Annotated in this window: 23 protein-coding genes; 19 read left to right on the top strand and 4 right to left on the bottom strand. The window is 68.1% G+C overall.

All coding sequences use genetic code 11. From position 1 onward, the window contains the following. Positions 1-8: 8 nt before the first annotated feature. The 9 genes from ppk2 (at position 9) to urtE (ending at position 9,937) form a co-directional block, all read left to right on the top strand. On the top strand, positions 9-929 hold the full coding sequence (gene ppk2 / locus ACGLHS_RS08145) for a polyphosphate kinase 2 (protein WP_176801053.1): 921 nt from the start codon (positions 9-11) through the stop codon (positions 927-929). 51 nt (positions 930-980) lie between these two features. Continuing rightward, on the top strand, positions 981-2,024 hold the full coding sequence (locus tag ACGLHS_RS08140; RefSeq protein ID WP_394478612.1) for an alpha/beta hydrolase family esterase: 1,044 nt from the start codon (positions 981-983) through the stop codon (positions 2,022-2,024). A gap of 121 nt (positions 2,025-2,145) precedes the next feature. Continuing rightward, entirely contained in the window at positions 2,146-3,621 is a 1,476-nt protein-coding gene (locus tag ACGLHS_RS08135; protein WP_394478611.1) for an MFS transporter, read from the top strand. Between the two features lie 55 nt (positions 3,622-3,676). Beyond that, on the top strand, positions 3,677-4,009 hold the full coding sequence (locus ACGLHS_RS08130) for a nucleotide pyrophosphohydrolase (protein ID WP_394478610.1): 333 nt from the start codon (positions 3,677-3,679) through the stop codon (positions 4,007-4,009). 117 nt (positions 4,010-4,126) lie between these two features. Next, positions 4,127-5,395: an urea ABC transporter substrate-binding protein gene (gene urtA, locus ACGLHS_RS08125; protein WP_093238358.1), complete on the top strand. Its 1,269-nt coding sequence runs from the start codon at positions 4,127-4,129 to the stop codon at positions 5,393-5,395. Positions 5,396-5,577: 182 nt separating this feature from the next. Then, on the top strand, positions 5,578-7,125 hold the full coding sequence (gene urtB, locus ACGLHS_RS08120) for an urea ABC transporter permease subunit UrtB (RefSeq protein ID WP_394478608.1): 1,548 nt from the start codon (positions 5,578-5,580) through the stop codon (positions 7,123-7,125). After that, positions 7,122-8,357, top strand: a complete 1,236-nt coding sequence (gene urtC / locus ACGLHS_RS08115) for an urea ABC transporter permease subunit UrtC (protein ID WP_394478606.1) — start codon at positions 7,122-7,124, stop codon at positions 8,355-8,357. Before urtB ends, urtC begins: the two co-directional genes overlap by 4 nt. Beyond that, positions 8,354-9,232 (top strand): urea ABC transporter ATP-binding protein UrtD, encoded by an 879-nt coding sequence (gene urtD, locus ACGLHS_RS08110; protein ID WP_394478604.1) that lies wholly within the window; start codon positions 8,354-8,356, stop codon positions 9,230-9,232. The genes urtC and urtD overlap by 4 nt, the downstream gene beginning before the upstream one ends. 12 nt (positions 9,233-9,244) lie before the next feature. Beyond that, a complete protein-coding gene (gene urtE, locus ACGLHS_RS08105) occupies positions 9,245-9,937 on the top strand; it encodes an urea ABC transporter ATP-binding subunit UrtE (protein WP_394478602.1) in 693 nt (230 codons plus the stop codon). 18 nt (positions 9,938-9,955) lie between these two features. Here urtE and ACGLHS_RS08100 read toward each other — a convergent pair whose 3' ends face one another. Then, positions 9,956-10,777: an IclR family transcriptional regulator gene (locus ACGLHS_RS08100; protein WP_394478600.1), complete on the bottom strand. Its 822-nt coding sequence runs from the start codon at positions 10,775-10,777 to the stop codon at positions 9,956-9,958. 96 nt (positions 10,778-10,873) lie between these two features. Here ACGLHS_RS08100 and ACGLHS_RS08095 point away from each other — a divergent pair, with 96 nt between their 5' ends. The 5 genes from ACGLHS_RS08095 to ACGLHS_RS08075 all read left to right on the top strand — a co-directional run bounded on the left by ACGLHS_RS08095 (position 10,874) and on the right by ACGLHS_RS08075 (position 16,029). Then, positions 10,874-11,656, top strand: a complete 783-nt coding sequence (locus tag ACGLHS_RS08095; RefSeq protein WP_394478598.1) for an enoyl-CoA hydratase-related protein — start codon at positions 10,874-10,876, stop codon at positions 11,654-11,656. Positions 11,657-11,659: 3 nt separating this feature from the next. Then, positions 11,660-12,856 (top strand): CaiB/BaiF CoA transferase family protein, encoded by a 1,197-nt coding sequence (locus ACGLHS_RS08090; protein ID WP_394478596.1) that lies wholly within the window; start codon positions 11,660-11,662, stop codon positions 12,854-12,856. Between the two features lie 66 nt (positions 12,857-12,922). After that, a complete protein-coding gene (locus ACGLHS_RS08085; RefSeq protein WP_394478594.1) occupies positions 12,923-13,885 on the top strand; it encodes a Bug family tripartite tricarboxylate transporter substrate binding protein in 963 nt (320 codons plus the stop codon). Continuing rightward, complete coding sequence (locus ACGLHS_RS08080; RefSeq protein ID WP_394478592.1) at positions 13,882-14,655, top strand: enoyl-CoA hydratase/isomerase family protein; 774 nt, start codon at positions 13,882-13,884, stop codon at positions 14,653-14,655. The genes ACGLHS_RS08085 and ACGLHS_RS08080 overlap by 4 nt, the downstream gene beginning before the upstream one ends. A 132-nt stretch (positions 14,656-14,787) precedes the next feature. Continuing rightward, positions 14,788-16,029 carry an MFS transporter gene (locus ACGLHS_RS08075; RefSeq protein WP_394478590.1) on the top strand — a complete coding sequence of 414 codons (1,242 nt, stop codon included), beginning with the start codon at positions 14,788-14,790 and terminating at the stop codon, positions 16,027-16,029. A gap of 34 nt (positions 16,030-16,063) precedes the next feature. Here ACGLHS_RS08075 and ACGLHS_RS08070 read toward each other — a convergent pair whose 3' ends face one another. From ACGLHS_RS08070 to ACGLHS_RS08060, 3 genes are read right to left on the bottom strand one after another with little or no spacing between them, the layout of a single operon-like run. Then, the gene (locus tag ACGLHS_RS08070) at positions 16,064-16,753 is read right to left on the bottom strand and encodes an anti-sigma factor family protein (RefSeq protein WP_394478588.1); all 690 of its coding nucleotides are present in this window, start codon (positions 16,751-16,753) and stop codon (positions 16,064-16,066) included. Further along, positions 16,740-17,306, bottom strand: a complete 567-nt coding sequence (locus ACGLHS_RS08065; protein WP_093238377.1) for a sigma-70 family RNA polymerase sigma factor — start codon at positions 17,304-17,306, stop codon at positions 16,740-16,742. Before ACGLHS_RS08065 ends, ACGLHS_RS08070 begins: the two co-directional genes overlap by 14 nt. After that, positions 17,303-17,428 (bottom strand): hypothetical protein, encoded by a 126-nt coding sequence (locus tag ACGLHS_RS08060; protein ID WP_256327227.1) that lies wholly within the window; start codon positions 17,426-17,428, stop codon positions 17,303-17,305. Before ACGLHS_RS08060 ends, ACGLHS_RS08065 begins: the two co-directional genes overlap by 4 nt. Positions 17,429-17,443: 15 nt before the next feature. Between ACGLHS_RS08060 and ACGLHS_RS08055 the strand changes: the two genes are divergently transcribed. From ACGLHS_RS08055 to ACGLHS_RS08035, 5 genes are all read left to right on the top strand, one after another. Further along, on the top strand, positions 17,444-18,793 hold the full coding sequence (locus tag ACGLHS_RS08055; RefSeq protein WP_394478586.1) for a plastocyanin/azurin family copper-binding protein: 1,350 nt from the start codon (positions 17,444-17,446) through the stop codon (positions 18,791-18,793). Positions 18,794-18,877: 84 nt separating this feature from the next. Next, the gene (locus tag ACGLHS_RS08050; RefSeq protein WP_394478584.1) at positions 18,878-19,888 is read left to right on the top strand and encodes an aldo/keto reductase; all 1,011 of its coding nucleotides are present in this window, start codon (positions 18,878-18,880) and stop codon (positions 19,886-19,888) included. Positions 19,889-20,115: 227 nt separating this feature from the next. Then, positions 20,116-21,612 carry an efflux transporter outer membrane subunit gene (locus ACGLHS_RS08045; protein ID WP_394478582.1) on the top strand — a complete coding sequence of 499 codons (1,497 nt, stop codon included), beginning with the start codon at positions 20,116-20,118 and terminating at the stop codon, positions 21,610-21,612. Positions 21,613-21,616: 4 nt separating this feature from the next. Continuing rightward, positions 21,617-22,849 (top strand): efflux RND transporter periplasmic adaptor subunit, encoded by a 1,233-nt coding sequence (locus tag ACGLHS_RS08040; protein ID WP_394478580.1) that lies wholly within the window; start codon positions 21,617-21,619, stop codon positions 22,847-22,849. Then, positions 22,846-26,016: an efflux RND transporter permease subunit gene (locus ACGLHS_RS08035; protein ID WP_093238382.1), complete on the top strand. Its 3,171-nt coding sequence runs from the start codon at positions 22,846-22,848 to the stop codon at positions 26,014-26,016. Before ACGLHS_RS08040 ends, ACGLHS_RS08035 begins: the two co-directional genes overlap by 4 nt. Positions 26,017-26,053 lie beyond the last annotated feature (37 nt).

Below are 26,053 nucleotides of genomic sequence, written 5' to 3'. Positions count from 1 at the left end.
TTTCCATCATGCTGACGAGCGCACTTCCAGACCACGAAGACCTGATGCAACGCATCGCCCGCGACCTGATCGACAGCTACGACGAAGAGCTCGAACTGGAGATCGAAGACCGCAACATCGACGGGCTCGACCCCAGTGCCCCCACCTCCACCGACAAGGCGGCCCGCCAGGCCTACTTCAAGGAGCTGTTCCGCCTGCAGGGCGAACTGGTCAAGCTGCAGGACTGGGTGCAGCACAGCAAGCAGAAGGTGGTCATTCTTTTCGAGGGCCGCGACGCGGCGGGCAAGGGCGGTGTCATCAAGCGCATCACGCAGCGGCTGAATCCGCGCGTGGCCCGCGTGGCCGCGCTGCCCGCGCCCAACGACCGCGAGCGCACGCAGTGGTACTTCCAGCGCTATGCGGCGCACCTGCCGGCCGCCGGCGAGATGGTGCTGTTCGACCGCAGCTGGTACAACCGCGCCGGCGTCGAGCGCGTCATGGGCTTTTGCAGCGACGACGAGTACGAGGAGTTCTTCCGCACCGTGCCCGAGTTCGAGAAGATGCTCGTGCGCTCGGGCATCAAGCTCATCAAGTACTGGTTCTCCATCACCGACGACGAGCAGCACATGCGCTTTCTCGGCCGCATCCACGACCCGCTCAAGCAGTGGAAGCTGAGCCCGATGGACCTGGAAAGCCGCCGCCGCTGGGAGGAATACACCAAGGCGAAAGAGATCATGCTGGAGCGCACCCACATCCCCGAGGCGCCGTGGTGGGTGGTGCAGGCGGTCGACAAGAAGAAGGCGCGCCTGAATTGCATCAGCCACCTGCTGGGCCAACTGCCCTACCAGGAAGTGCCGCATCCGCCGGTCGAACTGCCGGCGCGCGTGCGCCATGACGACTACCTGCGCCAGCCGGTGCCGGCCAGCATGATCGTTCCCGAGATCTACTGACGACGGCTTGCGGCCGTTTGGCCGCCCGGCGCTTTGCCTGCACACTGCGCCATGGCCCGTCGTTCCACCGCTTCCGTCTTTGCCCGCGCTTACGAGCGCAACCTGAAGGCGCTCACCAAGCTCACGCTGAGCAACAGCAAGCGTGTGGCGGGCCAGGTCCAGCGCGCGACCGCCAAGCGGCTCAAGCCGCCGCCCGGCAAGGGCGACTGGCTCAGCGGCATGGCGATGGGGGCGGGCGGTGCGCGGGGCTATCACCTGTTCCGGCCGGCCGACCTCGACCTGCAGCCCGGCGAGAAGCTGCCGCTGATGGTCATGCTGCACGGCTGTGGCCAGACCGGGCGCGACTTCGCGGCCAGCACGCGCATGAACGCGCTCGCGGTGCGCCACCGCTTCCTGGTGCTCTACCCCGAACAAGACCGGCTGGCCCATCCGCAAGGCTGCTGGAACTGGTACGAGCGCCGCTCCGGCAAGGCCGATGCCGAGGCCGCCACGCTGATGGCCGCCATCGACCAGGCCTGCATGCTCTACCCGGTCGACCGCGATCGCATGGTGCTGGCGGGCCTCTCGGCCGGTGCCAGCATGGCGGCCCTGCTGGCCACGCGCTACCCGAACCGCTTTCGCGCGGTCGTCATGCATTCGGGCGTGGCACCGGGCGCCGCGAAGTCGTCGGCCACCGCGCTCGGTGCCATGCGCGGCCAGAACGTGCCGCCGATGCCCGTCACCGCCGTCGGCAAGGCCATGGGTGCCGCCGCCGTCTTCACGACCCTGCCGCCGATGCTGGTGCTGCATGGCGACGCCGATGCGGTGGTGGCGCCCAGCAATGCCGCCAGCAGCGCGGCCGTGTGGGCCACGGCCATGGGCGCGCGGCCGGGGCCGTCGCGCGAGGTGCAGCGCGGCAAGCGCTACGCCATGCGCGTGACCGACTTCAGGCGCAAGGGGCGCACGGTCGTCGTGCTCTGCGAGATCGCGGGCCTGGGGCATTCGTGGAGCGGGGGCGCGGCGCAGTTGATGTTCAGCGATCCGTCCGGGCCCGATGCCACGCGCATGGCCTGGGCGTTTGCGACTGCGCAGTTCAAGCACGCGGACAAGAGCTGATTGACGGTCTGGCTGGCCGACAGGCTGACCGATTCATCGGGCCATTGAGAAGGCCGGGCGCGTGGCCATGACCTGCGAGGTCATTGCCGCGACGCGCCCCGCGTCGAACACTCGAGCCCTCATGACGCAGTCCCCCATGGCGGCCTCGGCCGCATCGCTTTCTTCCCCAGGCTGCAAGAGCGAGGGCGCGACGGTGCCCGGACGGCTCGGCCTGTGGGTCATGCTCAGCGGCACCTTCCTGGTGGTGCTGGACTTCTTCATCGTCAACGTCGCGTTGCCTTCGATGCAGCGCGAGCTGCGGGCCGGCACCGCCACCCTGCAGCTGGTGGTGGCCGGCTACGGCCTGGCCACCGCCGCCGGCCTGATCACCGGCGGCCGGCTCGGCGACATCTTCGGCCGGCGTCGCATGTTCATGCTGGGCCTGCTGCTGTTCACGCTGGCCTCGGCCGCTTGCGGCTTCGCGCCGAATGCCGAGCTGCTGGTGGCGGCCCGCGTGCTGCAGGGCCTGGCCGGCGCGCTGCTGCAGCCGCAGGTGCTGGCGATGATCGGCCTGGCCTTCACTGGCGAAGACCGCGCGCGTGCCTTCGCGGCCTACGGCCTCACGCTGGGGCTCGGCGCTACGCTGGGGCAGCTCGTGGGTGGCCTGCTGATCCATGCGGACCTGGCGGGGCTCGGCTGGCGCAGCTGCTTCCTCATCAATGTGCCCATCGGCCTGCTGGCGTTGATGCTCGCGCCGCGCGTGATTCCGCCGCTGGCGAACGGCGGCAACAGCAGGCTCGACCTGATCGGCATGCTGCTGGTGGCGGCCGGGTCGGTCGCCGTGGTGCTGCCGCTGGTGGAAGGCCGCCAGCAAGGCTGGCCGCTGTGGAGCTGGCTGTGCCTTGCCGCCGCGCTGCCCCTGCTGGCCGCGTTCGCCTTCCAGCAGCGCCGGCTTGCCGCGCGCGGTGGTGCGCCGCTGGTGGCGCCCGCATTGCTGGCGAACGGGCGTTTCGTCATGGGGTTGCTGACCACGCTGGCCTTCTACGTGGGCAACGCCTCGCTGTACTTCGTGCTCGCGCTCTATCTGCAGCAAGGCCTGGCGCTGGACCCGCTGACCTCGGGCCTCGTGTTCACGTCGCTGGCCGTCGGCTTCTTCGCCACCTCGATGGCCGGTGCGCGCCTGGCACGCCGCTTCGGCGGCAAGCCGCCCATCGCGCTCGGCGCCCTCGTGCTGGCGGCGGGCCATGTGCTGCAGTTCGTCAACGTCGTCGGCTGGGCCGGGCACGCGCATGTGGTCGCGTGGATGGTGCCGCTGCTGCTGTTGCAAGGCGCGGGGCTCGGCATGGTGATGGCGCCGCTGGTCTCGACCGTGCTGGCCGGCCTGCCGGCGCAGCATGCGGGCGTGGCCTCGGGCGTGCTGTCGATGGTGCAGCAGGCGAGCAATGCGTTGGGCGTGGCGCTGATCGGCATCCTGTTCTATGGGCGGCTGGGCAATGCGACGGATGCGGCCGGCTATTCGGCCGCGTTCGGGGTGGCGCTGGTCTACCTGATGGTGTCGGCGCTGGTGGTGGCGGTGCTGCACCGGCGAGGCGGCCGCCAACCCGCTGCACCAGGGTGAGCGCCCGGTCGCCATGCCAAACTCCCGCCCGCATCACAGGACAGGCAGGAGCGACATGGACACCGGACTGGAACAACTGAATCAGGCACTGCGCGAGTTCGCCAAAGCCCGCGACTGGGAGTCCTTCCATTCGCCCAAGAACCTCGCGTCGGCGCTCTCGGTGGAAGCGGCCGAGCTGCTGGAGCATTTCCAGTGGCTGACCGAGGCGCAGAGCCGGTCGCTCTCGCCCGAGAAGCGTGCCGAGGTCGGCACCGAGATCGCCGATGTCTTTCTCTACCTGCTGCAACTGGCCGACAAGCTGGGCATCGATCTCGTCGAGGCGGCAAAAAGCAAGATGCTCCAGAACGCGATCAAGTACCCGGTGCCGCCGCAGTCGCCGCTGGCCTGAGTACCTCCGTGTACGCCACCCGGCGTATTTCCCCTTCCTGGTGCATTCCGCAGACTCCTCTCCATCGCCAGCCGTGCGCTGTCGACAAGGTTCAACCCACCCGGAGCAGGAGTCCATATGCAACGTCGTTTCACACTCAAGGCGCTCACCGCCGCCGTCGCGCTGGCCAGCATTTCTGCTGCGCCTGCATTCGCTGCCGACACCATCAAGGTCGGCGTGCTGCACTCGCTGTCGGGCACGATGGCCATCTCGGAAACCGTGTTGAAAGACACGGTGCTGATGGCCATCGACGACATCAACAAGAAGGGCGGCGTGCTGGGCAAGCAGCTCGAGCCCGTGGTGGTCGACCCGGCTTCCAACTGGCCGCTGTTCGCTGAAAAGACCAAGCAGCTGCTCGGCCAGGACAAGGTCTCGGTGATCTTCGGCTGCTGGACCTCGGTGTCGCGCAAGTCGGTGCTGCCGGTGGTCGAGGAAATGAACGGCCTGCTGTTCTACCCCGTGCAGTACGAAGGTGAAGAGCTCTCCAAGAACGTGTTCTACACGGGCGCCGCACCCAACCAGCAAGCCATTCCGGCGGTCGACTACCTGATGAGCAAGGAAGGCGGCGGCGCCAAGCGCTGGGTGCTGCTGGGCACCGACTACGTGTACCCCCGCACCACCAACAAGATTCTGCGCGCCTACCTCAAGAGCAAGGGCGTGGCCGACAAGGACATCGACGAGAAGTACACCCCCTTCGGCCACAGCGACTACCAGACCATCGTGGCCGACATCAAGAAGTTCTCGGCCGGCGGCAAGACGGCCGTGGTGTCGACCATCAACGGCGACTCCAATGTGCCCTTCTACAAGGAACTGGGCAACGCGGGCCTGAAGGCCAAGGACGTGCCGGTCGTCGCCTTCTCGGTGGGCGAAGAAGAACTGCGCGGTGTCGACACCAAGCCGCTGGTCGGCCACCTGGCCGCCTGGAACTACTTCATGAGCCTGAAGAACCCGACCAACACGGCGTTCATCAAGGAGTGGAGCGAGTACGCCAAGGCCAAGAAGATCCCCGGCCACATGGACAAGCCGCTCACCAACGACCCGATGGAAGCCACCTGGATCGGCATCCACATGTGGAAGCAGGCGGTTGAGAAGGCCAAGAGCACCGACACCGACAAGGTGATCGCCGCCATGGCCGGCCAGACCTTCACGGCCCCCTCGGGCATCGTCTCGAAGATGGACGAGAAGAACCACCACCTGCACAAGAGCGTGTTCATCGGCGAGATCAAGGCCGATGGGCAGTTCAACGTGGTGTGGAAGACGCCGGGCCCGGTGAAGGCCAAGCCGTGGAGCCCGTACATCGAAGGCAATGACAAGAAGCCGGATTACCCGGCTGGCAAGTCGATGTGACTGTGTTTCTCCCTCCCCCTCCGGGGGAGGGCAGGGGTGGGGGCTGACGGCGGTCGATCCGGTCACCGCGCCTGAACGGGCGCCGCGTGCCCCCACCCCAACCCTCCCCGGAAGGGGAGGGAGCCAATCCAACTTCCAGTTTCATGATGCTTCGACGAACCCTTCACTGCGCACTCGCCGCCATGCTCCTCATGGCATCGGCCGCCCATGCGCTGACCGCCGACGAAGCGAAGGCCATCGCCTCCGGCGAATCCGAAGCCCGCATCGCCGCGCTCAACAAGGCCGTGCTCACGGCCGATGACAAGACCGCCGCCTTCATCCAGGCCATGTCCGACGACGCGGTCAAGTACACCGAAGACAAGGTCTTCGTGATGAAGGATGACAAAGGCTACGACCCCGTCACCGGCGCCGAGCTGAAGGTGCCCGACACCGCCGAAGACGTCGTCAACAACAACCTCATGCGCGGCGCGCTCGATGCCGCGCAGGCCGCGCTCAAGCTCACGAGCAAAGACGACGCGGTGCGTGCCGAAGCCGCGCAGGCGCTCTTCAAGGAGCCTGACGAATCGCGCGTGCCCATGGTCGAGAAGGCGCTGGCCGCAGAGACCAACCCGAAGATCAAGGCCCAGCTCGAACTGGTGCGCGCCGCCAGCATGCTCACCAGCGCCGACAAGGCCAGGCGCCTTGCCGCGGCGAAGGAGCTGGGCAACAACCGCAACCCCGACACCAAGCTGCTGCTCAACCAGCGACTGGCCGACGAGACCGAGGCCGACGTCAAGGCGGCCATCTCCGCATCGATCGCCAACATCGACGGCGCGCTGGTCTGGGGCGACCGCATCAACGCGGTGTTCAGCGGCATCAGCCTGGGCTCGGTGCTGCTGCTTGCCGCGCTGGGCCTGGCCATCACCTACGGCCTCATGGGCGTCATCAACATGGCGCACGGCGAGCTGATGATGATCGGCGCCTACGCCACCTACGTGATGCAGGGCATCTTCCAGAAGTACATGCCCGAGGCGGCCTTCGGCTGGTACCTGGTCGCGGCGATTCCCGTGTCGTTCCTCGCATCGGCGCTGGTGGGCGCGGTGCTCGAGCGCGGCGTGATCCGCTTCCTGTACGGCCGCCCGCTCGAAACGCTGCTCGCCACCTGGGGCATCAGCCTCATGCTGCAGCAGCTCGTGCGCTCGATCTTCGGCGCGCAGAACGTCGGCGTCGAAAACCCCGGCTGGATGAGCGGCGGCTTCACCATGCTGAGCAACGTCACGCTGCCGTGGAACCGCATCTGCATCATCATCTTCGCGGCGCTGGTGTTGCTGGCCATGGGCTGGCTCATTGGCCGCACGCGGCTGGGCCTGTTCGTGCGCGGCGTCACGCAGAACCGGCCGATCGCCTCGTGCATGGGCGTGAACACCGCCCGCATCGACACCTACGCCTTCGCGCTCGGCTCCGGCATCGCGGGCCTCGCGGGCTGCGCGCTGAGCCAGATCGGCAACGTCGGCCCCGACCTGGGCCAGAGCTACATCGTCGACAGCTTCATGGTGGTCGTGATGGGCGGCGTCGGCCAGCTCGCGGGCACCGTGTATGCGGCGCTGGGGCTGGGCATTCTCAACAAGTTCATCGAAGGCTGGGCGGGCGCGGTGCTCGCCAAGATCGCGGTGCTTGTCTTCATCATCATCTTCATTCAAAAGAGACCTCAGGGCATCTTCGCCATGAAGGGCCGGAGCGCGGAAGCATGAGCAAGGTCACGTTACCAACCAAAGGGCCGCTGCTGAGCGGCAAGGGCTGGACGGCCTTCTTCGTCGCGCTGATCGTGGTATGCGCGGTCGCGCCGGTGCTCAACATCGTGGTGCCCGTCGACAGCCCGCTGCACATGAGCGACTACGCCGTGGCGCTGGTCGGCAAGATCATGTGCTACGCCATCTGCGCGCTGGCCATGGACCTGATCTGGGGCTACACCGGCATCCTCTCGCTGGGCCATGGCCTGTTCTTCGCGCTCGGCGGCTACATGATGGGCATGTACCTCATGCGCCAGATCGGCCGCGACGGCAACTACAAGAGCGACCTGCCCGACTTCATGGTGTTCCTCGACTGGAAGACGCTGCCCTGGCACTGGACCTTCAGCGACAGCTTCATTGCCACGCTGATCCTCATCGTTGCGGTGCCGGGCTTCATCGCCTTCGTGTTCGGCTTCTTCGCCTTCCGCTCGCGCATCAAGGGCGTGTATTTCTCGATCATCACGCAGGCCATGACCTTCGCGGCGATGCTGCTGTTCTTTCGCAACGAGACGGGCTTCGGCGGCAACAACGGCTTCACCGACTTCAAGCGCATCCTGAACATTCCCATCGCCACGCAAGAGATGCGCATGACGCTCTTCGCGCTCACCGGCCTCACGCTGCTGGGTTTCTTCCTCTTCGCCAAGTGGCTCATCGGCAGCAAGTTCGGCCGCGTGCTGCAAGCCATTCGCGATGCCGAAACGCGCGTGATGTTCTCGGGCTACAACCCGCTGCCCTACAAGCTCACGATCTGGGTCATCTCGGCCGTGATGTGCGGCGTGGCCGGCGCGTTGTATGTGCCGCAGGTCGGCATCATCAACCCCGGCGAGATGAGCGCGGCCAACTCCATCGAGATCGCCATCTGGGCGGCGGTGGGCGGGCGTGCCACGCTGATCGGCCCGATCATCGGCGCCTTCATCGTCAACGGCGCCAAGAGCTGGCTGACCGTGGCGTACCCCGAGTACTGGCTGTACTTTCTCGGTGCGTTGTTCATTGCTGTCACGCTGTTCCTGCCGAACGGCATCGTGGGCCTGGTGCGCAAATGGTTGTCGAGGGAGAAGGCGCCGGCCACGAACACCGCCACGGTGGCCGAGCCTGTGCAGGAGGCGCGGCGCGCCGTCGCGGCGGAGCAGGGCGTCGAGCCCGCCGCCCTGGCCGCATCGCTGCCTGTCGACGCGAAGGGAGCCCGCGCATGACGCCCGACCTGATGGACGCCGGCGCCGAGCGCGCGGCACGCGCCAGCGGCATGTCGCATGCCAGCGGCAGCACCGAATCGGGCGGCCGTGCCGCCGACTTCGGCCGCCACGTCACGCCGGGCGAAGTCGACGTCACGCACGGCCGCATCCTGTACCTCGAAGACGTGAGCGTGAGCTTCGACGGCTTCAAGGCCATCAACAAGCTGTCGCTCGACATCGCGCCGGGCGAGCTGCGCTGCATCATCGGCCCGAACGGCGCCGGCAAGACGACGATGATGGACATCATCACCGGCAAGACGCGGCCCGATTCGGGCACCGTGTTTTTCGGCAGCACCATCGACCTGCTGCGCCATCGCGAGGCCGACATTGCGCAACTGGGCATCGGCCGCAAGTTCCAGAAGCCGACGGTGTTCGAGCACCTGACCGTGTTCGAGAACCTCGAGTTGGCGCTCAAGACCAACAAGGGCGTGCGCGCGTCGATGCTGTTCAAGCTCGACTCGGCGCAGAGCGATCGGCTGGCCGAGGTGCTGGAGACGATTCACCTGGCCGACAGCGTGTCGCGCCTGGCCGGCAACCTGAGCCACGGCCAGAAGCAGTGGCTCGAAATCGGCATGCTGCTGATGCAAGACCCGAAGCTGCTGCTGCTCGACGAGCCCGTGGCCGGCATGACCGACGAGGAAACCGCGCGCACGGCAGAGCTGTTCCTCACGCTCAAGGGCAAGCATTCGCTGATGGTGGTGGAGCACGACATGAGCTTCATCCGCACCATCTCCGAGATCGTCACCGTGCTGTGCGATGGCTCGGTGCTGGCACAAGGCACGCTCGATGAAGTGCAGGCCGACGAGCGCGTGATCGAGGTCTATCTGGGCCGCTGAGGAACCGAAGCCATGCTGAAAGTCAAGAACATCCACCAGTACTACGGCGGCTCCCACATCCTGCGAGACGTGAGCTTCGAGGCCACGCTGGGCAAGGTCACTGTGCTGCTCGGCCGCAACGGCGTGGGCAAGACCACGTTGCTGAAGTCATTGATGGGCCTCGTTCCCATCAAGAGCGGCAGCATCGAACTCGAAGGCAAGTCCATCCAGAAGGCCATGCCTTACGACAGGGCAAGAGCGGGCATCGGCTTCGTCCCCCAAGGCCGCGAAATCTTCGCAAGGCTGACGGTGGAAGAAAACCTGCGCATGGGCCTGGCCTACAAGAGCGGCAGCACGCCCATTCCGTCGGAGCTGTTCGAGTTGTTCCCCGTGCTCAAGCAGATGATCAACAGGCGGGGCGGCGACCTCTCCGGCGGGCAGCAACAGCAGCTTGCCATTGCGCGTGCCCTTGCGCCCAAGCCGCGCCTGCTGATCCTCGATGAGCCCACCGAAGGCATCCAGCCCAGCATCATCAAGGACATCGGCCGTGTGATCCGCATGCTCGCCGACCGCGGCGACATGGCCATCGTGCTGTGCGAGCAGTACTACGACTTCGCGCAGGAGCTGGCCGACGACTACCTCGTGATGGAGCGCGGCGAAGTCATCGCGCGCGGCCTCGGCAAAGACATGGAAGCGCAGGGCGTGCGCCAGCTGGTGGCGATCTGAGCAAGGCGGGCGGCGCCTTCAGCGCCCCCATGTCTTGCGCAGGTCGGACGCGAGGCGTAGCAGCAAGTCCGCGTGCGCCTGGATGGCGTCCACCGACACCTCGCCCGAGGTCGGAAAGCTCACGTTCATTGCATAGAGGCCGCCCGAGGGCGCGCGTAGCGGCAGTGCCACCGCCGTCATGCCCGCGGCCCAGTTTGCGTGGCAGAAGCCCTGCTCGCGCACCGCATCGAGTGCCGCGTCCACCTGCCGCTGCAACGCGGGCCAGTCGCTGCCGTGCGCCTTGCGCAGCCGGCCCAGCAAGGCCTTGCGTTCGGCCGCCTGCATGCCGGCCAGGAAGGCACAGCCCAGCGAGGTGCTCGCGATCGGGAGCCGCGAGCCCGGCAGGATGCGCCGGAAGATGCCCAGCCGGCTGAAGCGCACCGAGTCCAGGTAGACCATCTCCAACTGGTCGGCCACCGCCAGGCCGACGTTCACGCGCCGACCCTCGGCCAGCGCACGCATCAGGGGCAGGGCCTGCGCCAGCGTCTGCTCCGAACTGCGATACGACAGCGCAAGGCTGAGGCACGTGGCCGTCAGCCGGTAGCCCCGCTGCTCGATGTCGTAGGCCAGAAAACCCGCATCCACCAGTGAGCGCGTCAGGCGGCTGACCGTTGGCCGCGGCAACTGTGTGCGGTCGGCCAGCTCGGCGTTGGTCAACACGTCCACGCCATGCCGGAAGGCGCGCAGCAGCGCCAGCCCCCGTTCGAGCGAATGACTGCCGGGCGTGCTGCGCACGAAGGTGCCGCTCGTTTGCGTCAGGGTCCGGGTCGAGCGGGCAGCGGAAGGGCGGGGCGTGGCCATGATTTCGGTGACCGAAATTCTAAGGTTGTCATGGCCAGGGTGCGCCGGAATACTGACTCCACGCCCGACACAAGGCGCAACGGATTGGAGACACGCTTGGAATTCACGGAACTCAGGTACGCGGTGGCAGACCGCGTCGCCTCGATCACCTTCGACCGGCCCGACCGGCTCAATGCATGGACGCCCACGCTGGAGGCCGAGCTGCGCGAGGCCATCCACCGCGCGCAGGCCGACGACGACGTGCACTGCGCCATCCTCACCGGTGCCGGGCGTGCCTTCTGCGCCGGCATGGACATGGCGGTGCTGGGCTCGGCACGGCCTGGCGCGCCGCAGTCGGTTTCGGACGACGACCTCGCGCAGCGCTACGGCTACCTGGGGAGCTTCGGCAAGCCGCTGATCGCCGCGATCAACGGCGCGGCGTCGGGTGTCGGGCTGTGCATCGCGTTGCATGCCGACCTGCGCTATGTGGCGGCCGGTGCCAAGCTCAGCTTTCCCTATGCGCGCCGCGGCCTCGTGGCCGAGCACGGCACGGCGTGGCTGCTGCCGCGCCTGATCGGCCCGATGCATGCGGCCGACCTGCTCCTGACCGGCCGCACGGTGCAAGCGGAAGAAGCCGACCGCATGGGGCTGGCCTGCCTGCTGCCGGCCGAGGGCTTCCTCGATGCCGTGCGGGCACGAGCCGCCGACCTTGCCGACGCGACATCGCCGCGCGCCACCCGCGTGATCAAGCAGCAACTGCTGGCGGCCCGCTACCAGACGCTGGGGCAGGCCACGCGCATCGCCGACCGCGAGATCGCCGCCTGCCGCGACACCGAGGACTTCAGGGAAGGCGTGCAGCACTTCCTGGAAAAACGCGCGCCGCGCTTCACAGGACGCTGAACGATGACCGACCAACACAACAACAACAGCAGCAGCAGCAACGACAGCCACGGCAACGACAACGCCACGCGGCCCCTGGCCGGCATCAAGGTCATTGAAGTCGCGCAGAACATCGCCGGCCCTTATGCGGGAGAGATCCTGTCCTCGCTCGGTGCCGACGTGGTGAAGATCGAGCGGCCCGGCACCGGCGACGACGCGCGCGGCTGGGGCCCGCCTTTCTGGCGCGGCACCGCCACCACCTTCCAGGCCATGAACCATGGCAAGAAGAGCGTTGCGCTCGACCTGAAAGACCCGGTGCACGTGCAGTGGCTGCGCGACCAGGTCGCCGGTGCCGATGTGTTCATCCAGAACATGCGCCCCGGGCTGCTGGAAGAACTGCAGCTCGGGCCCGAGGTGCTGCGCGCGCTCAACCCCCGGTTGGTGTATTGCTCGCTGTGGGCCTTCGGGCACAAGGGGCCCATGCGTCTTGCGCCGGGCTATGAGCCGATGGTGCAGGCCTTCTCGGGCATCTTCAGCATCAACGGGGCCGAGCATGGCCCGTCGGCGCGCGTCGGCATGCAGGTGCTCGACCTGGGCACCGGCATGTGGGCCGCGCTGGGCTGCATCGCCGCGCTGCTGCGCCGCGCCTCGACGGGGCAGGGCTGCGTGGTGGACAGCTCTCTCTTCGAGACCGCGCTGGGCTGGCTGCAGGTGATGATGGCCGGCTTCCAGGCCACAGGCCGCCAGCCCGAGCGGCACCGCAGCGGCAACCCGAACGTGGTGGTGTTCCAGGCGCTGCCCACCCAGGACGGCGAGATCGTCGTGGCAGCCGCCAACGACCGCCTGTTCGCCAAGCTGGCGCGCGCGGCGGGCCACGACGAGTGGACGCGTGACGCGCGCTTTGCCACCAACGCGCTGCGCGTGCAGCACAAGGCGCTGCTCATCCCCACGCTCGAGGCGGTGTTTCGCACCCGGTCGACGCAGCAGTGGCTCGACGCGCTGGAGCTGCTGGGCGTTCCCTGCGCGCCGATCCAGGACTTCGCGCAGGTGCTCGCACAGCCGCAGACCGAGGCCATCGGCATCTTCCAGACCATCCCCGACGAAGCGCTGCGCATCGTCGGGCTGCCGCTGTCCTTCGACGGCGAGCGGCCACAGGTGCGACACCGCGCGCCTGCGGTGGGCGAGCACAACCAGCAGCTCGGTGCCGGCGCGCCCGGCTGAGCGCGGCGCTGCCCTTCCCCTTTCCATCACCGACAGACAGCAAGAAAGAGACAGGAGACACATCCCATGCACAGAAGACATTGCCTTGCCTGGCTGGCGGGGCTGCCGTTCGCGGCGCCCCTGGTCGACGCGGCGGCCGCGCAGGACAAGCCCATCCAGATCATCGTGCCCTTCGGCCCCGGCGGCTCGGGCGACATCTCGGCGCGCTTGTTGGCCGAGTTCCTCGCGCACAAGACCGGTCGCGCGGTGGTGGTGGACAACCGCCCCGGCGCCAACGGCATCATCGGCGTGGAGGCGGTGCGCAGCGCGCCGGCCGACGGTTCGGTGCTGCTGCTGGCGACGACCTCGACGCACCTGGCCAACCCCAGCCTGTTCCGCAAGCTGCCCTACGACCCGGGCAAGGACTTCCGGCTGGTCGGCTCCTTCGGGCCCGGCTCCACCTACATGCTGGTGCGGCCCGACGCGCCCTACAAGACGCTGCAGGACTTCGTGGCCGCCGCGAAGAAGGCGCCGGGCAGCATCAACTACGGGCACTTCAATGCGACCTCGAAGGTCACGGCGGCGCTGTTCGCACACGAGGCCGGCATCGAGCTGGAAGCCATTCCGTACAAGCAGGTGAGCCAGGCGATGTCGGAGCTGATCGCGGGGCAGATCCAGGTGGTGTTCACCGACACCGTGGCCGGCGACGCCTTCGTGTCCTCGGGGCAGTTGCGCGCACTGGCGGCGCACAGCGACGCGCGGCTCAAGCGCTATCCGGATCTGCCGCTCATCACCGAGAGCTATCCCCGTTTCACCATTCGCGGCGGCTTCCTCGGCATCGCGGTGCCGGCCGCCACGCCGCTGGAGGTGCAGCAGAAGCTGAACCAGTGGATCAACGAGGCCGTGACCACCGACCCCATCCGGTCGCGGCTCGAAGGCTTCGCCTTCGCCCCGGCCAAGGTCAGCCTTGCCGAACTCGCCACCTTCGAGCGGCAGGAGCGCGCAAAGTGGAAGAGCTACGTCGACATCGCCAGGCTGGAGGTCCAATGAGCCACATCGCCCGACTCGAATCCGGCCACGCGCACGTGGCATTGCTCGAACTTCGCCGTGGCCCGTTCAACTACGTGAACGTGGCGCTGCTGGGCGAGCTGGCCGATCACCTCGCGCAGCTCGATGCCGATCCCGACTGCCGCGCGGTCGTGCTCGCGGCCGAAGGGCGCGCCTTCAGTGCCGGCGCCGATTTCAATGGCAGCGACGACAACGGCGACGGCAGCTCGCGCGACCCCGGCCCGCTGTACGAACAGGCGATGCGCCTCTTTCGTGTCGCGAAGCCGATCGTGGCCGCGGTGCATGGTGCGGCGGTGGGCGCGGGCCTCGGCCTGGTAGTGGCGGCCGATTTCCGCGTGAGCTGCGCCGAGGCGCGCTTCAGTGCCAACTTCAACCGCCTGGGCTTCCATCCGGGCTTCGGCCTGAGCGTGACCCTGCCGCGCCTCGTCGGGCCGCAGCAGGCGGGCCTGCTGTTCTTCACCGGGCGCCGCATCGGCGGCGACGAGGCGCTGCGCATCGGCCTGGTCGACCTGCTGGTGCCGGCCGAGGAGGTTCGCGCGAGCGCACTGGCGCTGGCGGCGGAGATCGCGCTGTCGGCCCCGCTGGCGGTGGAGGCCACCCGCGCGACCCTGCGGCGCGGCCTGGCCGATGCGGTGATCGACGCGAACCGGCACGAGCGGGAGGTGCAGTGCGTGCAGTTCGCGAGCGAAGACTTCAAGGAAGGGGTGCGCGCGATGGCCGAGCGCCGCGCGCCGCAGTTCCAGCGCCGGTAGAGCCAACGCGAGCCGACAAGGCCTTCAGCGGCAAGACGGTACCGAACCGGCGCATCCCCGTATCTCCCGAATTTAGGGTTTACCCTAGAATCGGGCTTCGCCCGCGCTCGCCGGGCCCCCAGGAGCCCGGCCTTGAACGCCTCACCGTCCGCCCGCGAAGGCGCGGAAACCACCGACATTTCACCTTCCGTCTCGTCCGCCCAGTTCTTGCGCGCAGTGCTCGCGCTCGGCGTCGGCGGCTTTGCCATCGGCACTGGCGAGTTCGTCATCATGGGCTTGCTGCCCGAGGTCGCGAAGGACATCGACGTCAGCATTCCGCAGGCGGGCCACGTCATCAGCGCCTATGCGCTCGGCGTGGTCATCGGCGCACCGGTGCTCGCGGTGCTTGCAGCCGGCTGGGGCCGGCGCGCGCTGCTGATCGCGCTCATGGCCGTGTTCGCGGCCGGCAACTTCGCCAGCGCGATGGCGCCGGGTTACCTGTCGCTCAACCTGCTGCGCTTTGCAACGGGGCTGCCGCATGGCACCTACTTCGGCGTTGCCGCGCTCGTGGCCGCCACGCTCGCGCCACCCGGGCGCCGCGCGCGTGCCGTGGGCCTCGTGATGCTGGGGCTCACCGGCGCCACGCTCGTCGGCGTGCCCATTGCCGCGTGGCTCGGCCAGTTCTTCGGCTGGCGCGCGGCCTTCGTGTTCGTCGGCGTCATCGCGCTGATCGCCGTGGTGCTGGTGCGGCGCGACGTGCCCGACATCGCCGCCGCGCCCGGCGCCAGCCCGTGGCGCGAGCTGGGCGCGCTCAAGCGCAAGCAGGTGTGGTTCACGCTCGGCATCGGCGCCATCGGCTTCGGCGGCATGTTCGCGGTGTTCAGCTACATCAAGCCCACGCTCATCGAGGTGGCGGGCTTGCCAATCGGCGGCGTGCCGCTGGTGCTCGCGCTGTTCGGCCTGGGCATGGTCATGGGCAACCTGGTCGGCGCGCGGCTGGCCGACAAGTCGCTGATGCGCACCATCGGCGGCCTGCTGGTCTATGCGGCGCTGGTGCTCGCCATGTTCACCTTCGCGGCCCACAACGTGGTGACGGCGGCCATCAACGTCTTCCTGATCGGCACCACCGTCGCCATCGGCCCGGCGCTGCAGATCCGCCTGATGGACGTGGCCGGCGACGCGCAGACGCTGGCGGCCGCGCTCAACCACTCGGCCTTCAACATGGCCAATGCGCTCGGCGCGTGGCTCGGCGGCGTGGCGATTGCCGCGGGCCTGGGCTGGACGTCGACCGGCTGGGTCGGTGCCTTGCTGGCGCTGGCGGGCATGGGCGTGTTCGGCTGGGCGATCACCAGCGCGCGCGCCGCGGCGCGGCAGCCGGGCACGGTGGCCTGCTGAGTTCCGCGCGCGTCGCCCCGCGCCAGTTAGCCAGCTAGGGGCGGGCGACAGGCGGCGCGGTGCGCTCGCGCATCAGCGACGCGAAGTTCTGCAGCTCCGCGGCGTTCAGGTCCGACACCGCCCAGGCCTGCATGCCGCCCTGGGCCCAACGGACAAGCTGGTAGCCTTGCCTTGTGGAAAAGGCCGGTGCCGCCGTCCTGGCATCCGCCGCGGGCCAGTAGAAGAGATTGATGACGTGCGGCCCCGACCGGTAAACCAGCGCGGCCACCGTGCGCCCGTCGAGGTAGTCGAGCCGGCCGCCCGTCAGCGGAAAGCCTTCGGCGGCCAGGTCGACCACGGGCGGCGAGAAATCGAGCTTGCCCGCAAACCACGGCTTCACCGTGTGCTGGTCGGTCGAGGCCACGTCGGCCAGGTGCGATGCCATCAGCGAACGCACGTGGTTGCCCGTGACCGCTTCGGCCAGCATGTCCTGCGGCGCCAGCGGAGTGGCCAGCAGCACCAGCGCAAGACCCCATGCAGTGGCGGCGCCGGTGCCGAACCACGCCAGCCCCTTCCATGCGTCGCGCAGGCTTCGCTTCGGCGCTGGTGTTGGCGCAGGTGCCACAGCGGCAGCCGCCTCGGCCCGCACCGACTGCCGGATGCGCTCTGCCAGCCCTTCGGGTGGCATATGCCGCACCGCTTGGCGACGGATCAGCGGCCCCAGTTCGTCGTCAGAAACCTGCATGGTGTGTCCTTTCTCCCGCGTCGCCGGGGCGTTCCGCGCGCAGGCTGTCGCGCAGCAATGCGCGTGCGCGCGACAGGCGCGACATCACCGTGCCCAGCGGCACGCCCGCGATGCGCGCGATGTCTTCGTAGCGCATCTCTTCCAGTTCGCGCAGCACGATGACCTCGCGATACACCGGCGGCAGTGCATCGATGGCCGCATTGACGCGCTCGCCCTGCGCGCGCTGCTCCCACAGCCGCGCCGGATCGCCCCCGTCCGCCGAAGCCGGTGCGTCGGCGGATTCGCTGTCGCGCAGCTCATCGAACTCCACTTGGTCGGCCAGCTGCCGGTTCTGGCGCATCCAGTCGTAGCAGGCGTTGCGCACGATGCCGAGCAGCCACGGCCGCGCGCTTTCGCCGCGCAGTCCTTCAAAAAACCGGAACGCGCGCAGGTACGCCTCCTGCACGGCGTCGTCGGCCAACTGGTCGTCGCGCAACAACCAGCGCGCAAGATTCCACGCCGCATCGAGATGCGGCAGCGCGGCGGCTTCGAACTGTCGTGTGCGGTCGGTCAATGGGCTTCTTCTTCCTGCATGACGTGGCGGCCCCGAAATTTATTCCCGACTTTTTTTGGCGACCTGCCGGGAATAAGAAGGGCACGCCATGCGTCATGCCCTGTGCCGATTTTGCGCTTCATCAGGAGTTCTTCACCATGATTGCCATTCCCCGATTCACCCGCGTCTTCATCGTTGTGGCGGCCTTGGCCGCCGCGTCCACCACGGCCCTGGCGGCCGGACCCAAGGCCTATGTAGGCAACTTCAAGGACAGCACGGTCAGCGTGATCGACACCGGCAGCGAAGCTGTCGTCGCCACCGTGCCGGTCGCCGCCGGGCCCGACGGCATCGTCGTTTCCGCGAACGGCCGTGCCGTGTACGTCAGCGGCTCCAGTGCCTCGGCGGTGAGCGAGATCGATGCCGCCACCGACCGCGTGGCGCGCAGCATCGACGTGGGCAAGGGCCCGCAGGGCCTGGCGCTGACGCCCGATGGCAAGTGGCTGCTGGTCGCAGTCAACGGCGACGACCGCATGGCCCTGGTCGACACGGCGACGCATACCGTGAGCGCCACCGTGCCGGTGCCCAAGCCGCACACCATCGCCGTGCGGCCCGATGGCCGGCTGGCGTACGTCGCGTCGCAGGAGCCGGGACACTTCGCACTCGTGGTCGTCGACCTGGCGGCGCGCAAGGTGGTCACCGAGCTGCCGCTCGACAAGGCGCCGCGCGACCTGGAGTTCGGCCACGACGGCAAGGCGTTGTACCTCACGCTGGCGGGCGTGCCCGCCGTGCAGGTGCTCGATCCGGCGACCAACCAGTGGGGCGCGCCGATTCCCACGGGCGTGTCGCCGCACATCGCCCAGCACTTTGCCGGCATGGCGAGCGGCGTGGTGGTGGTGCAGGGCCCCGGCGAGGTCATGCTGTTCGACCCCGCCGCGCGCACGGCGGTGCGCAGCATCGGCGTGGGCAAGCAGCCGCACTGGCTCGACCTGTCGGCCGATGGCAAGAAGCTGTGGGTGAGCAATGAAGGCTCCAACGATGTGAGCGTGGTCGATCTGGCCGGTGGCCCGATGCACACCGTGGCGGTGGGCAATGCGCCGCGCAAGATCGCCGTGCAGCGTGTCTCGACGACGGCAGCGGCAGCGATGGGCGCTGCCGGGTCCGCGCACGCCATGCATGCGGCCGGCGCCACGCAAGTTGTCGGCGCCACGCAGGTTGTCGGGGCCACGCCAGTGGTCGATTCCACGCACGCCGCTGGCTCCACGCACGTGGCGATCCGCAACTTCGCCTTCGAGCCTGCGCAGATCACCGTCAAGGCCGGCCAGAGCGTCACATGGCAGAACGATGACGGCGCGCCGCACGGCCTGATCTTCAAGGACGGCTCCACGGGCATCGACCTGATGCTGCCGGGCAAGTCCTTTTCGCGCAGCTTCGACAAGCCCGGCACGTACGACTACGCCTGCACGGTGCACCCCTACATGACGGCGCGCGTGACGGTCATTGCACCCTGACCGGCGCGTTTGCGGTGCGATGTCTATGATGGTTCGGCGGGCTGCGCGCGTGCGCGGCCCATCCGCTTTTCAGGAGCCAACCCCATGAGCATTCCCACCACGCGGCTCGGCCGCACCGGCCTGACCGTGTCCCGCCTTGCGCTTGGCACCATGACTTTCGGCCTGCAGACCGACGAGACGGTGTCGCACCAGATCCTCGACAAGGCGGCCGACGCCGGCATCAACTTTCTCGACACCGCCGACGTGTACCCGCTGGGCGGCACCGTCGAGACCACCGGCCGCACTGAAGAGATCATCGGCAACTGGCTCGAAAAGCAGGGCACAGCGGGCCGCAGGCGCTTCGTGGTCGCCACCAAGGCGGTCAACAAGGTCGGCCCGAACCCGTGGGACCAGGGCGCATCGCGCAAGCATCTGCTCGATGCCATCGACCTTTCTCTCAAGCGGCTGAAGACCGACCACGTCGACCTGTACCAGCTGCACATGGACGACCGCGAGACGCCGCTCGAAGAAAGCCTGGAGGCGCTCGACATCATCGTGAGGTCGGGGCGTGCGCGCTACATCGGCGTGTCGAACTTCCTGGCCTACCGGCTGGCCCGCGCGCTCGGCAAGGCCGAGCTGCACAAGCTCACGCGCTATGTGTCGGTGCAGCCGCGCTACAGCCTGCTGTTTCGCGAGATCGAACGCGAGTTGCTGCCACTGGCGAGCGAAGAAGGCCTGGGCGTGATTCCCTACAACCCGTTGGCGGGCGGCCTGCTGACCGGCAAGTACAAGGCCGGCGCCAAGCCCGAGGACAACACGCGCTTCACGCTCGGCACCGCCGGCAACATGTACCAGGACCGCTACTGGAACGAGCGCAGCTTCAACACCGTGACGCAACTGCACGCGCTGGCCGACGAAGCCGGCGTGCCACTGGCGACGCTGGCGGTGGCGTGGGTGATGGCCAATCCGCTCATCACCGCGCCGCTGCTGGGGGCGAGCCGGCCCGAGCAGCTCGATGCGACGGTCGCAGCGGCGGAATACAAGCTCGATCCGGCGCTGAAGCAGAAGCTGGACGACCTGACCGCCGAGTACCGCAAGGGCGACGCGCCGCGCTGAGTTTGGCTTCTTGCTCCTTCCCCCTCTGGGGGAAGGCTGGGATGGGGGCAGGCAGAGCGCCCGCAATGAGCGCCGCCGTGCCCCCACCCCGACCCTCCCCCAAAGGGGGAGGGAGAAAGATCGAAGCGGGCAGGGCGCAAAACCGGACCGCACAAAACCGAAACTGTCAGAACTGTCAGTTAGTCGACAGCGAGGGGTTTGACCAGGGTTCCTAGAGTGGGCCCATCATGGTTCTCTCTTCCGCCAACCTCCCTTCGCGCAGGGCATTCGCGCCGACAGCCATTGCGCTCGCCGCGTTGCTCCTCGCAGGCTGCGCCGTCGGCCCCGACTACGTGCGGCCGCAGATGGACGTTCCGACCGCCTACAAGGAAACGGGCGGCCCCTGGAAGACCGCCACGCCGCAGGTCATCGACGCCGATCACCCCTGGTGGGAGGCTTATGGCGACAGCACGCTCAGCGCCCTGATCGTGCAGGCCAACGCCGCCAACCAGAACATCCGCCAGGCCGAAGCCCAGTACCGCCAGGCGCAGGCCATCGCCGCCGCGGCGCGCGCCAACTTCTTCCCGACCGTGGGCCTCAACGCCGGTGCCACCCGGGGGCAGAGCAACAGCACCGGCACCGTCAAGCTCGGCACCACCGACACCCTCGGCCTGAGCGCGAGCTGGGAGCCCGACCTGTGGGGCGCCGTGCGCCGTTCGGTCGAGGCCGGCACCGCCAGCGCACAGGCCAGTGCCGACGACCTGGCCGGTGCGCGGCTCAGCATCCAGACCACGCTTGCACAAGACTATCTGCAGGTCCGCGTGATCGACCTGCAGCGCGACCTGTACGCCAGCACCACCGCGGCCTACGCCAAGGCGCTCGAACTCACGCAGCACCAGTACGCGGCCGGCACCGTGCTGCGTTCCGACGTGGCGTTGGCCGAGAGCCAGCTCAAGACCGCGCAGGCGCAGGCGGTGGACCTCGAGGCGCAGCGCAGCCAGCTCGAACACGCGATCGCGGTGCTGACCGGGCAGGCGCCCGCGTCGTTCTCGCTGCCGCCGCTGGACTCGGCCTCGGCCGCGCTGCCGCCCACGGCGGAGTCGCTGTCTTCGGCCGCGGCGCTGCATGTGCAGTTGCCGGTCACGCCCACGGGCCTGCCTTCCGAGCTGCTCGAACGCCGCCCCGACATCGCGGGCGCCGAGCGCCGCGTGCAGGCCGCCAACGCCAACATCGGCGTGGCCAAGGCCGCGTACTTTCCGCAGATCGTGCTCAGCGCGACCGGCGGCTTCAGCGCCGGCAACCTGGCGTCGCTCTTCAACACGCCCAGCCGCGTGTGGTCGCTCGGCGCGGCGCTCGCGCAGACCGTGTTCGACGGCGGCCTGCGCAAGGCGCACAGCGACCAGGCCGTGGCCGCCTACGACGTGTCGGTCGCCCAATACAAGCAGACCGTGCTCGCCGGCTTCCAGCAGGTCGAAGACAACCTCGCCACGCTGCGCGTGCTCGACGGCGAATCGGGCCTGCAGGCCGACGCCGTGCGCGCGGCCCAGCTCGCCGAGCGTCTGGCCCTGAGCCAGTACCGCGCCGGCACCGCCACCTACCTGAGCGTGGTGACGGCGCAGCAGCTGTCGCTCACCAACCAACGCACCGCCGCGCAGGTGCTCGGCCGCCAACTGGCCGCCAGCGTCGCGCTCATCGCGGCCACGGGCGGCGGCTGGACCGCCGCACAAACGAATTCCGGGAATTGATGCCATGACGACGACCACAGCAGCCACCACCGCCCCCGCTTTCTTCCAGCGCCGATCCACCTGGCTCGCAGCCGCCACGCTCGTGCTCGTGCTGGGCGGCGGCATCTGGGCGGTCAACCACCACACGGTCCACGCCGCCACGGCCGAAGCACCCAAGACCCCGCCGGTGCAGGTGACCACCACGCACGTCAAGCAGCAGGAGGTGCAGGTCTACCGCTCGGGCATCGGCACCGTCGCCTCGATGGCCACGGTCACGGTCAAGGCGCGCATCGACGGCCAGCTCGACAAGGTCGGCTTCGTCGAAGGACAGGACGTAAAGGCCGGCCAGTTGCTGGCCCAGCTCGACCCGCGCACGCTGCAGGCGCAGCTCGCACAGGCGCAGGCCACCAGGGCCAAGGACCAGGCCACGCTGGTCAATGCGCGCGCCGACCTCAAGCGCTACACCACGCTGATCGCGCAGGACGCAGCCACGCAGCAGCAGGTCGACACGCAGAAGGCGCTCGTCAACCAGCTCGAGGCCACCGTGCAGAACGACGCCGCGCAGGTGCAGTACGCCGAAGTGCAACTGAGCTTCACGCGCATCGCGTCGCCCATGAACGGGCGTGTCGGCGCGCGGCTGGTGGACCCCGGCAACATCGTCCACGCGGCCGACACCAACGGCTTGGTCGTCATCAACCAGATCGACCCCATCGCCGTGCAGTTCACGCTGCCCGAAGACGCGGTGCAGGACATCAACCGCGTGCAGCAGCAAAGCGCGCAGCCGCTGTCGGTGGTGGCCTATGACCGCAGCGGCAGCCAGATGCTGGGCACCGGCAAGCTCATCCTGCTGAACAACCAGATCGACACCACCAGCGGCACCGTGCAGCTCAAGGGCAGCTTTGCCAACCCGCAGCACACGCTGTGGCCGGGCCAGTACGTCAACGTGCGGCTGCAGCTCGACCGCCGGCCCGATTCGCTCACCGTGCCCGCCGCGGCCGTGCAGCGCGGACAGGACAACACCTACGTCTGGGTGGTCGATGCGGAGAACAAGGTCAACAACGTGCCGGTGCACGTTGTGCAGATCGCCGACGGCACGGCCGTGATCGACAAGGGCCTGAGTGACGGCCAGCGCGTGGTGGTCGACGGCCAGTACAAGCTCAAGCCCGGCGCCACCGTCATCGAGCCGCCGCCCGCGCAGAAGGGCAATGCAGGCGCAGGGGCCGACGCCAAGAAGCCGGCCAGCGGGAGCAGCAATTGAGCATTTCTGCCACCTTCATCAAGCGCCCCATCGGCACCACGCTGCTGGCGCTGGCGATCCTGCTGGTCGGCGCGGCCGTGTTTCCGCTGCTGCCGGTGGCGCCGCTGCCGCAGGTCGACTTTCCGACCATTCAGGTTTCGGCCAGCCTGCCGGGCGCCAGTCCGGAGACGATGGCGTCCAACGTGGCGCAGCCGCTGGAGCGGCAGTTCTCGCTGATCGCGGGCCTGTCGCAGATGACCTCGACCAGCGGTCTGGGCAACACGCAGATCACGCTGCAGTTCGACCTTGACCGCAGCATCGACGCCGCCGCGCTCGACGTGCAGGCGGCCATCAACGCCTCCACCGGCCAGTTGCCGGCCAACCTGCCGAGCCCGCCGACCTTCCGCAAGGTGAACCCGGCCGACGCGCCCATCCTGATCCTCTCGGTGCAGTCGAAGACGCTGCCGCTGACCGAGGTGAACGACTACGCCGACAACATCCTGGCGCAGCAGATCTCGCAGATATCGGGCGTGGGCCTGGTCAACATCGGCGGCGTGCAGAAGCCGGCCGTGCGCATCCAGGTCGACCCCGCCAAGCTCGCGGCGCTGGGCCTGAGCCTGGAAGACGTGCGCACCGTGCTGTCGTCAGCCACCGTCAATGCGCCCAAGGGCACCATCGATGGGCCCAACCAGAGCTTTACCGTCTACACCAACGACCAGTTGCTCAAGGCGCAGCCCTGGAACGACGTGGTGCTGGCCTACCGCAACGGCGCGCCGATCCGCGTGCGCGACCTGGGCGTGGCGGTCGACGGCCCCGAAAACTCGAAGATCGCGGGCTGGGCCTACGCCGGTGCCGCAGCGCCGGCCGGCAGCAACGTGCAGAACGGCCGCTCCATCGTGCTGGCCATCACCAAGCAGCCGGGCGCCAACGTGATCGAGACGGTCGACCGCATCAACGCCGCGCTGCCGCGGCTGAAGGCGTCGATCCCGCCGACGGTGGACGTCAACGCCATCATCGACCGCACGCAGACCATCCGCGCCTCGGTGAAGGACGTGGAGTTCACGCTGCTGCTGACCATCGCGCTGGTGGTGGCCGTGATCTTCGTGTTCCTGCGCAACGTGCCGGCCACGCTCATTCCCAGCGTGACGGTGCCGCTCGCGCTGCTGGGCACGGTGGCCGTGATGTACGTGCTGGGCTACAGCCTGGACAACCTTTCGCTCATGGCGCTGACCATCGCGGTCGGCTTCGTGGTGGACGACGCCATCGTGATGCTGGAGAACATCTACCGCTACGTCGAAGAGGGCATGACGGCCATGGAGGCCGCGTACAAGGGCGCGAGCGAGATCGGCTTCACCATCATCTCGATCTCGGTGTCGCTTGTGGCGGTGTTCATTCCGCTGCTGCTGATGGGCGGCATCGTGGGCCGGCTGTTCCGCGAGTTCGCGGTGACGGTGACGCTGACCATCGTGGTGTCGGTGGTGATCTCGCTCACGCTCACGCCGATGCTGTGCTCGCGCTTCCTCAAGAACGAACACGGCAGCCGGCACGGGCGCCTGTACCAGTTGTTCGAGCGCGGCTTCGACGCCATGCTCAACGGCTACAAGCGCGGGCTGCACGTGGTGCTCGACCACCAGTTCATCACGCTCATGACCTTCATTGCCACGGTGGCGGCCACGGCCGCGCTCTTCGTGTTCATTCCGAAGGGCTTCTTCCCGCAGCAGGACACGGGCTTCATCTCGGGCTTTGCCGAGTCGGCGCAAGACGCGTCCTTTGCGTCGATGAACGCCCGCATGATCCAACTGGCCGACGTGGTGCGCAAAGACCCCGACGTGACGGGCTTCGGCATGAACGGCAGTTCGTCGACCTACAACACCGGCAACTTCTACATCAGCCTGAAGCCCAAGGACGAAGGCCGCACGGCCACCGCCGACGAGATCATCACGCGGCTGCGCCCGCAGCTGGCCAAGGTGCAGGGCGTGAACCTGTTCCTGCAGGCCGGGCAGGACATCCGCGTGGGTGGCCGCGCCTCGCGCACGCAGTACCAGTACACGGTGACCGATGCCGACCTGGACGAGCTGAACACCTGGGCGCCGAAGCTGCTCGCGCGCTTCAAGCAGCTGCCCGAGCTGACCGACCTGGCGACCGACCAGCAGAACGCTGCCGCGTCGGCTGTGCTGACCATCGACCGCGACCGGGCTTCGAGCTTCGGCATTTCGCCGGCCACCATCGACGCCACGCTGTACGACGCGATCGGCCAGCGCCAGGTGGCGCAGTACTTCACGCAGCTCAACAGCTACCACGTGGTGCTGGAGGTGACGCCCGCGATGCAGCAAGACCCGGCGCTCTTCAGCAAGCTGTACCTGAGTTCGCCGCTGACGGGCCAGCAGGTGCCGCTGTCGACCTTCGTGAAGGTGGACACCAGCAAGACGGCGTACCTCTCGATCAGCCACCAGGGGCAGTTCCCGGCGGTGACGATCTCGTTCAACCTTGCACCGGGCACGGCGCTGGGCGATGCGGTGAACGCCATCAACAAGGCGCAGGCCGAGATGGGCCTGCCGCAGTCGCTGACCGGTTCGTTCCAGGGCACGGCGCAGGCCTTCCAGGATTCGCTGGCCACGCAGCCCTACCTGATCGCGGCGGCGCTGGTGGCGGTGTACATCGTGCTGGGCCTGCTGTATGAGAGCTACATCCACCCGCTGACGATTCTCTCGACGCTGCCTTCGGCCGGCGTGGGCGCATTGCTGATCCTGATGGCGGGGGGCTACGACCTGAGCGTGATCGCGCTGATCGGCATCATCCTGCTGATCGGCATCGTGAAGAAGAACGGGATCATGATGATCGACTTCGCGCTCAAGGCCGAGCGCGAGCAGGGGCTGTCGCCGCACGACGCCATCTACCAGGCCTGCCTGCTGCGCTTTCGCCCGATCATGATGACGACCATGTGCGCGCTGCTGTCGGGCCTGCCGCTGATGCTGGGCCACGGCTCGGGCTCCGAGCTGCGCCGGCCGCTGGGCTATGCGATGGTCGGCGGGCTGATACTCTCGCAGGCGCTCACTCTGTTCACGACCCCGGTGGTCTACCTGTACCTCGACCGCGCGCACTACTGGTATATGAGCCGCAAGGAAGCGCGCAAGGCCCGCAAGGCAGCGCGCGCTGGAGAAGCTCCGCCGGTGGTCGAGGCGCACTGATGAATACCGTTTGAACGGAGCGACAAGAGACATCGCA

Source organism: Variovorax sp. VaC1, from assembly GCF_043658315.1.
Lineage (GTDB): Bacteria > Pseudomonadota > Gammaproteobacteria > Burkholderiales > Burkholderiaceae_C > Variovorax.
Note: the sequence above shows the minus strand (reverse complement) of the source record. Positions and strands in the feature narration are given on the sequence as shown.

What these genes read in the sequence shown, in the direction of transcription:
- ppk2 (WP_176801053.1), top strand. Translation starts at nt 9, where the DNA reads ATGCTGACGAGCGCACTTCCAGACCACGAAGACCTGATGCAACGCATC.
- ACGLHS_RS08060 (WP_256327227.1), bottom strand. Translation starts at nt 17,428, where the DNA reads ATGAAGCGCAAAATCGGCACAGGGCATGACGCATGGCGTGCCCTTCTT.
- ACGLHS_RS08100 (WP_394478600.1), bottom strand. Translation starts at nt 10,777, where the DNA reads ATGGCCACGCCCCGCCCTTCCGCTGCCCGCTCGACCCGGACCCTGACG.
- ACGLHS_RS08140 (WP_394478612.1), top strand. Translation starts at nt 981, where the DNA reads ATGGCCCGTCGTTCCACCGCTTCCGTCTTTGCCCGCGCTTACGAGCGC.
- urtD (WP_394478604.1), top strand. Translation starts at nt 8,354, where the DNA reads ATGACGCCCGACCTGATGGACGCCGGCGCCGAGCGCGCGGCACGCGCC.
- ACGLHS_RS08130 (WP_394478610.1), top strand. Translation starts at nt 3,677, where the DNA reads ATGGACACCGGACTGGAACAACTGAATCAGGCACTGCGCGAGTTCGCC.
- ACGLHS_RS08045 (WP_394478582.1), top strand. Translation starts at nt 20,116, where the DNA reads ATGGTTCTCTCTTCCGCCAACCTCCCTTCGCGCAGGGCATTCGCGCCG.
- urtE (WP_394478602.1), top strand. Translation starts at nt 9,245, where the DNA reads ATGCTGAAAGTCAAGAACATCCACCAGTACTACGGCGGCTCCCACATC.
- urtC (WP_394478606.1), top strand. Translation starts at nt 7,122, where the DNA reads ATGAGCAAGGTCACGTTACCAACCAAAGGGCCGCTGCTGAGCGGCAAG.
- urtA (WP_093238358.1), top strand. Translation starts at nt 4,127, where the DNA reads ATGCAACGTCGTTTCACACTCAAGGCGCTCACCGCCGCCGTCGCGCTG.
- ACGLHS_RS08050 (WP_394478584.1), top strand. Translation starts at nt 18,878, where the DNA reads ATGAGCATTCCCACCACGCGGCTCGGCCGCACCGGCCTGACCGTGTCC.
- ACGLHS_RS08085 (WP_394478594.1), top strand. Translation starts at nt 12,923, where the DNA reads ATGCACAGAAGACATTGCCTTGCCTGGCTGGCGGGGCTGCCGTTCGCG.
- ACGLHS_RS08055 (WP_394478586.1), top strand. Translation starts at nt 17,444, where the DNA reads ATGATTGCCATTCCCCGATTCACCCGCGTCTTCATCGTTGTGGCGGCC.
- urtB (WP_394478608.1), top strand. Translation starts at nt 5,578, where the DNA reads ATGCTCCTCATGGCATCGGCCGCCCATGCGCTGACCGCCGACGAAGCG.
- ACGLHS_RS08080 (WP_394478592.1), top strand. Translation starts at nt 13,882, where the DNA reads ATGAGCCACATCGCCCGACTCGAATCCGGCCACGCGCACGTGGCATTG.
- ACGLHS_RS08090 (WP_394478596.1), top strand. Translation starts at nt 11,660, where the DNA reads ATGACCGACCAACACAACAACAACAGCAGCAGCAGCAACGACAGCCAC.
- ACGLHS_RS08135 (WP_394478611.1), top strand. Translation starts at nt 2,146, where the DNA reads ATGACGCAGTCCCCCATGGCGGCCTCGGCCGCATCGCTTTCTTCCCCA.
- ACGLHS_RS08070 (WP_394478588.1), bottom strand. Translation starts at nt 16,753, where the DNA reads ATGCAGGTTTCTGACGACGAACTGGGGCCGCTGATCCGTCGCCAAGCG.
- ACGLHS_RS08040 (WP_394478580.1), top strand. Translation starts at nt 21,617, where the DNA reads ATGACGACGACCACAGCAGCCACCACCGCCCCCGCTTTCTTCCAGCGC.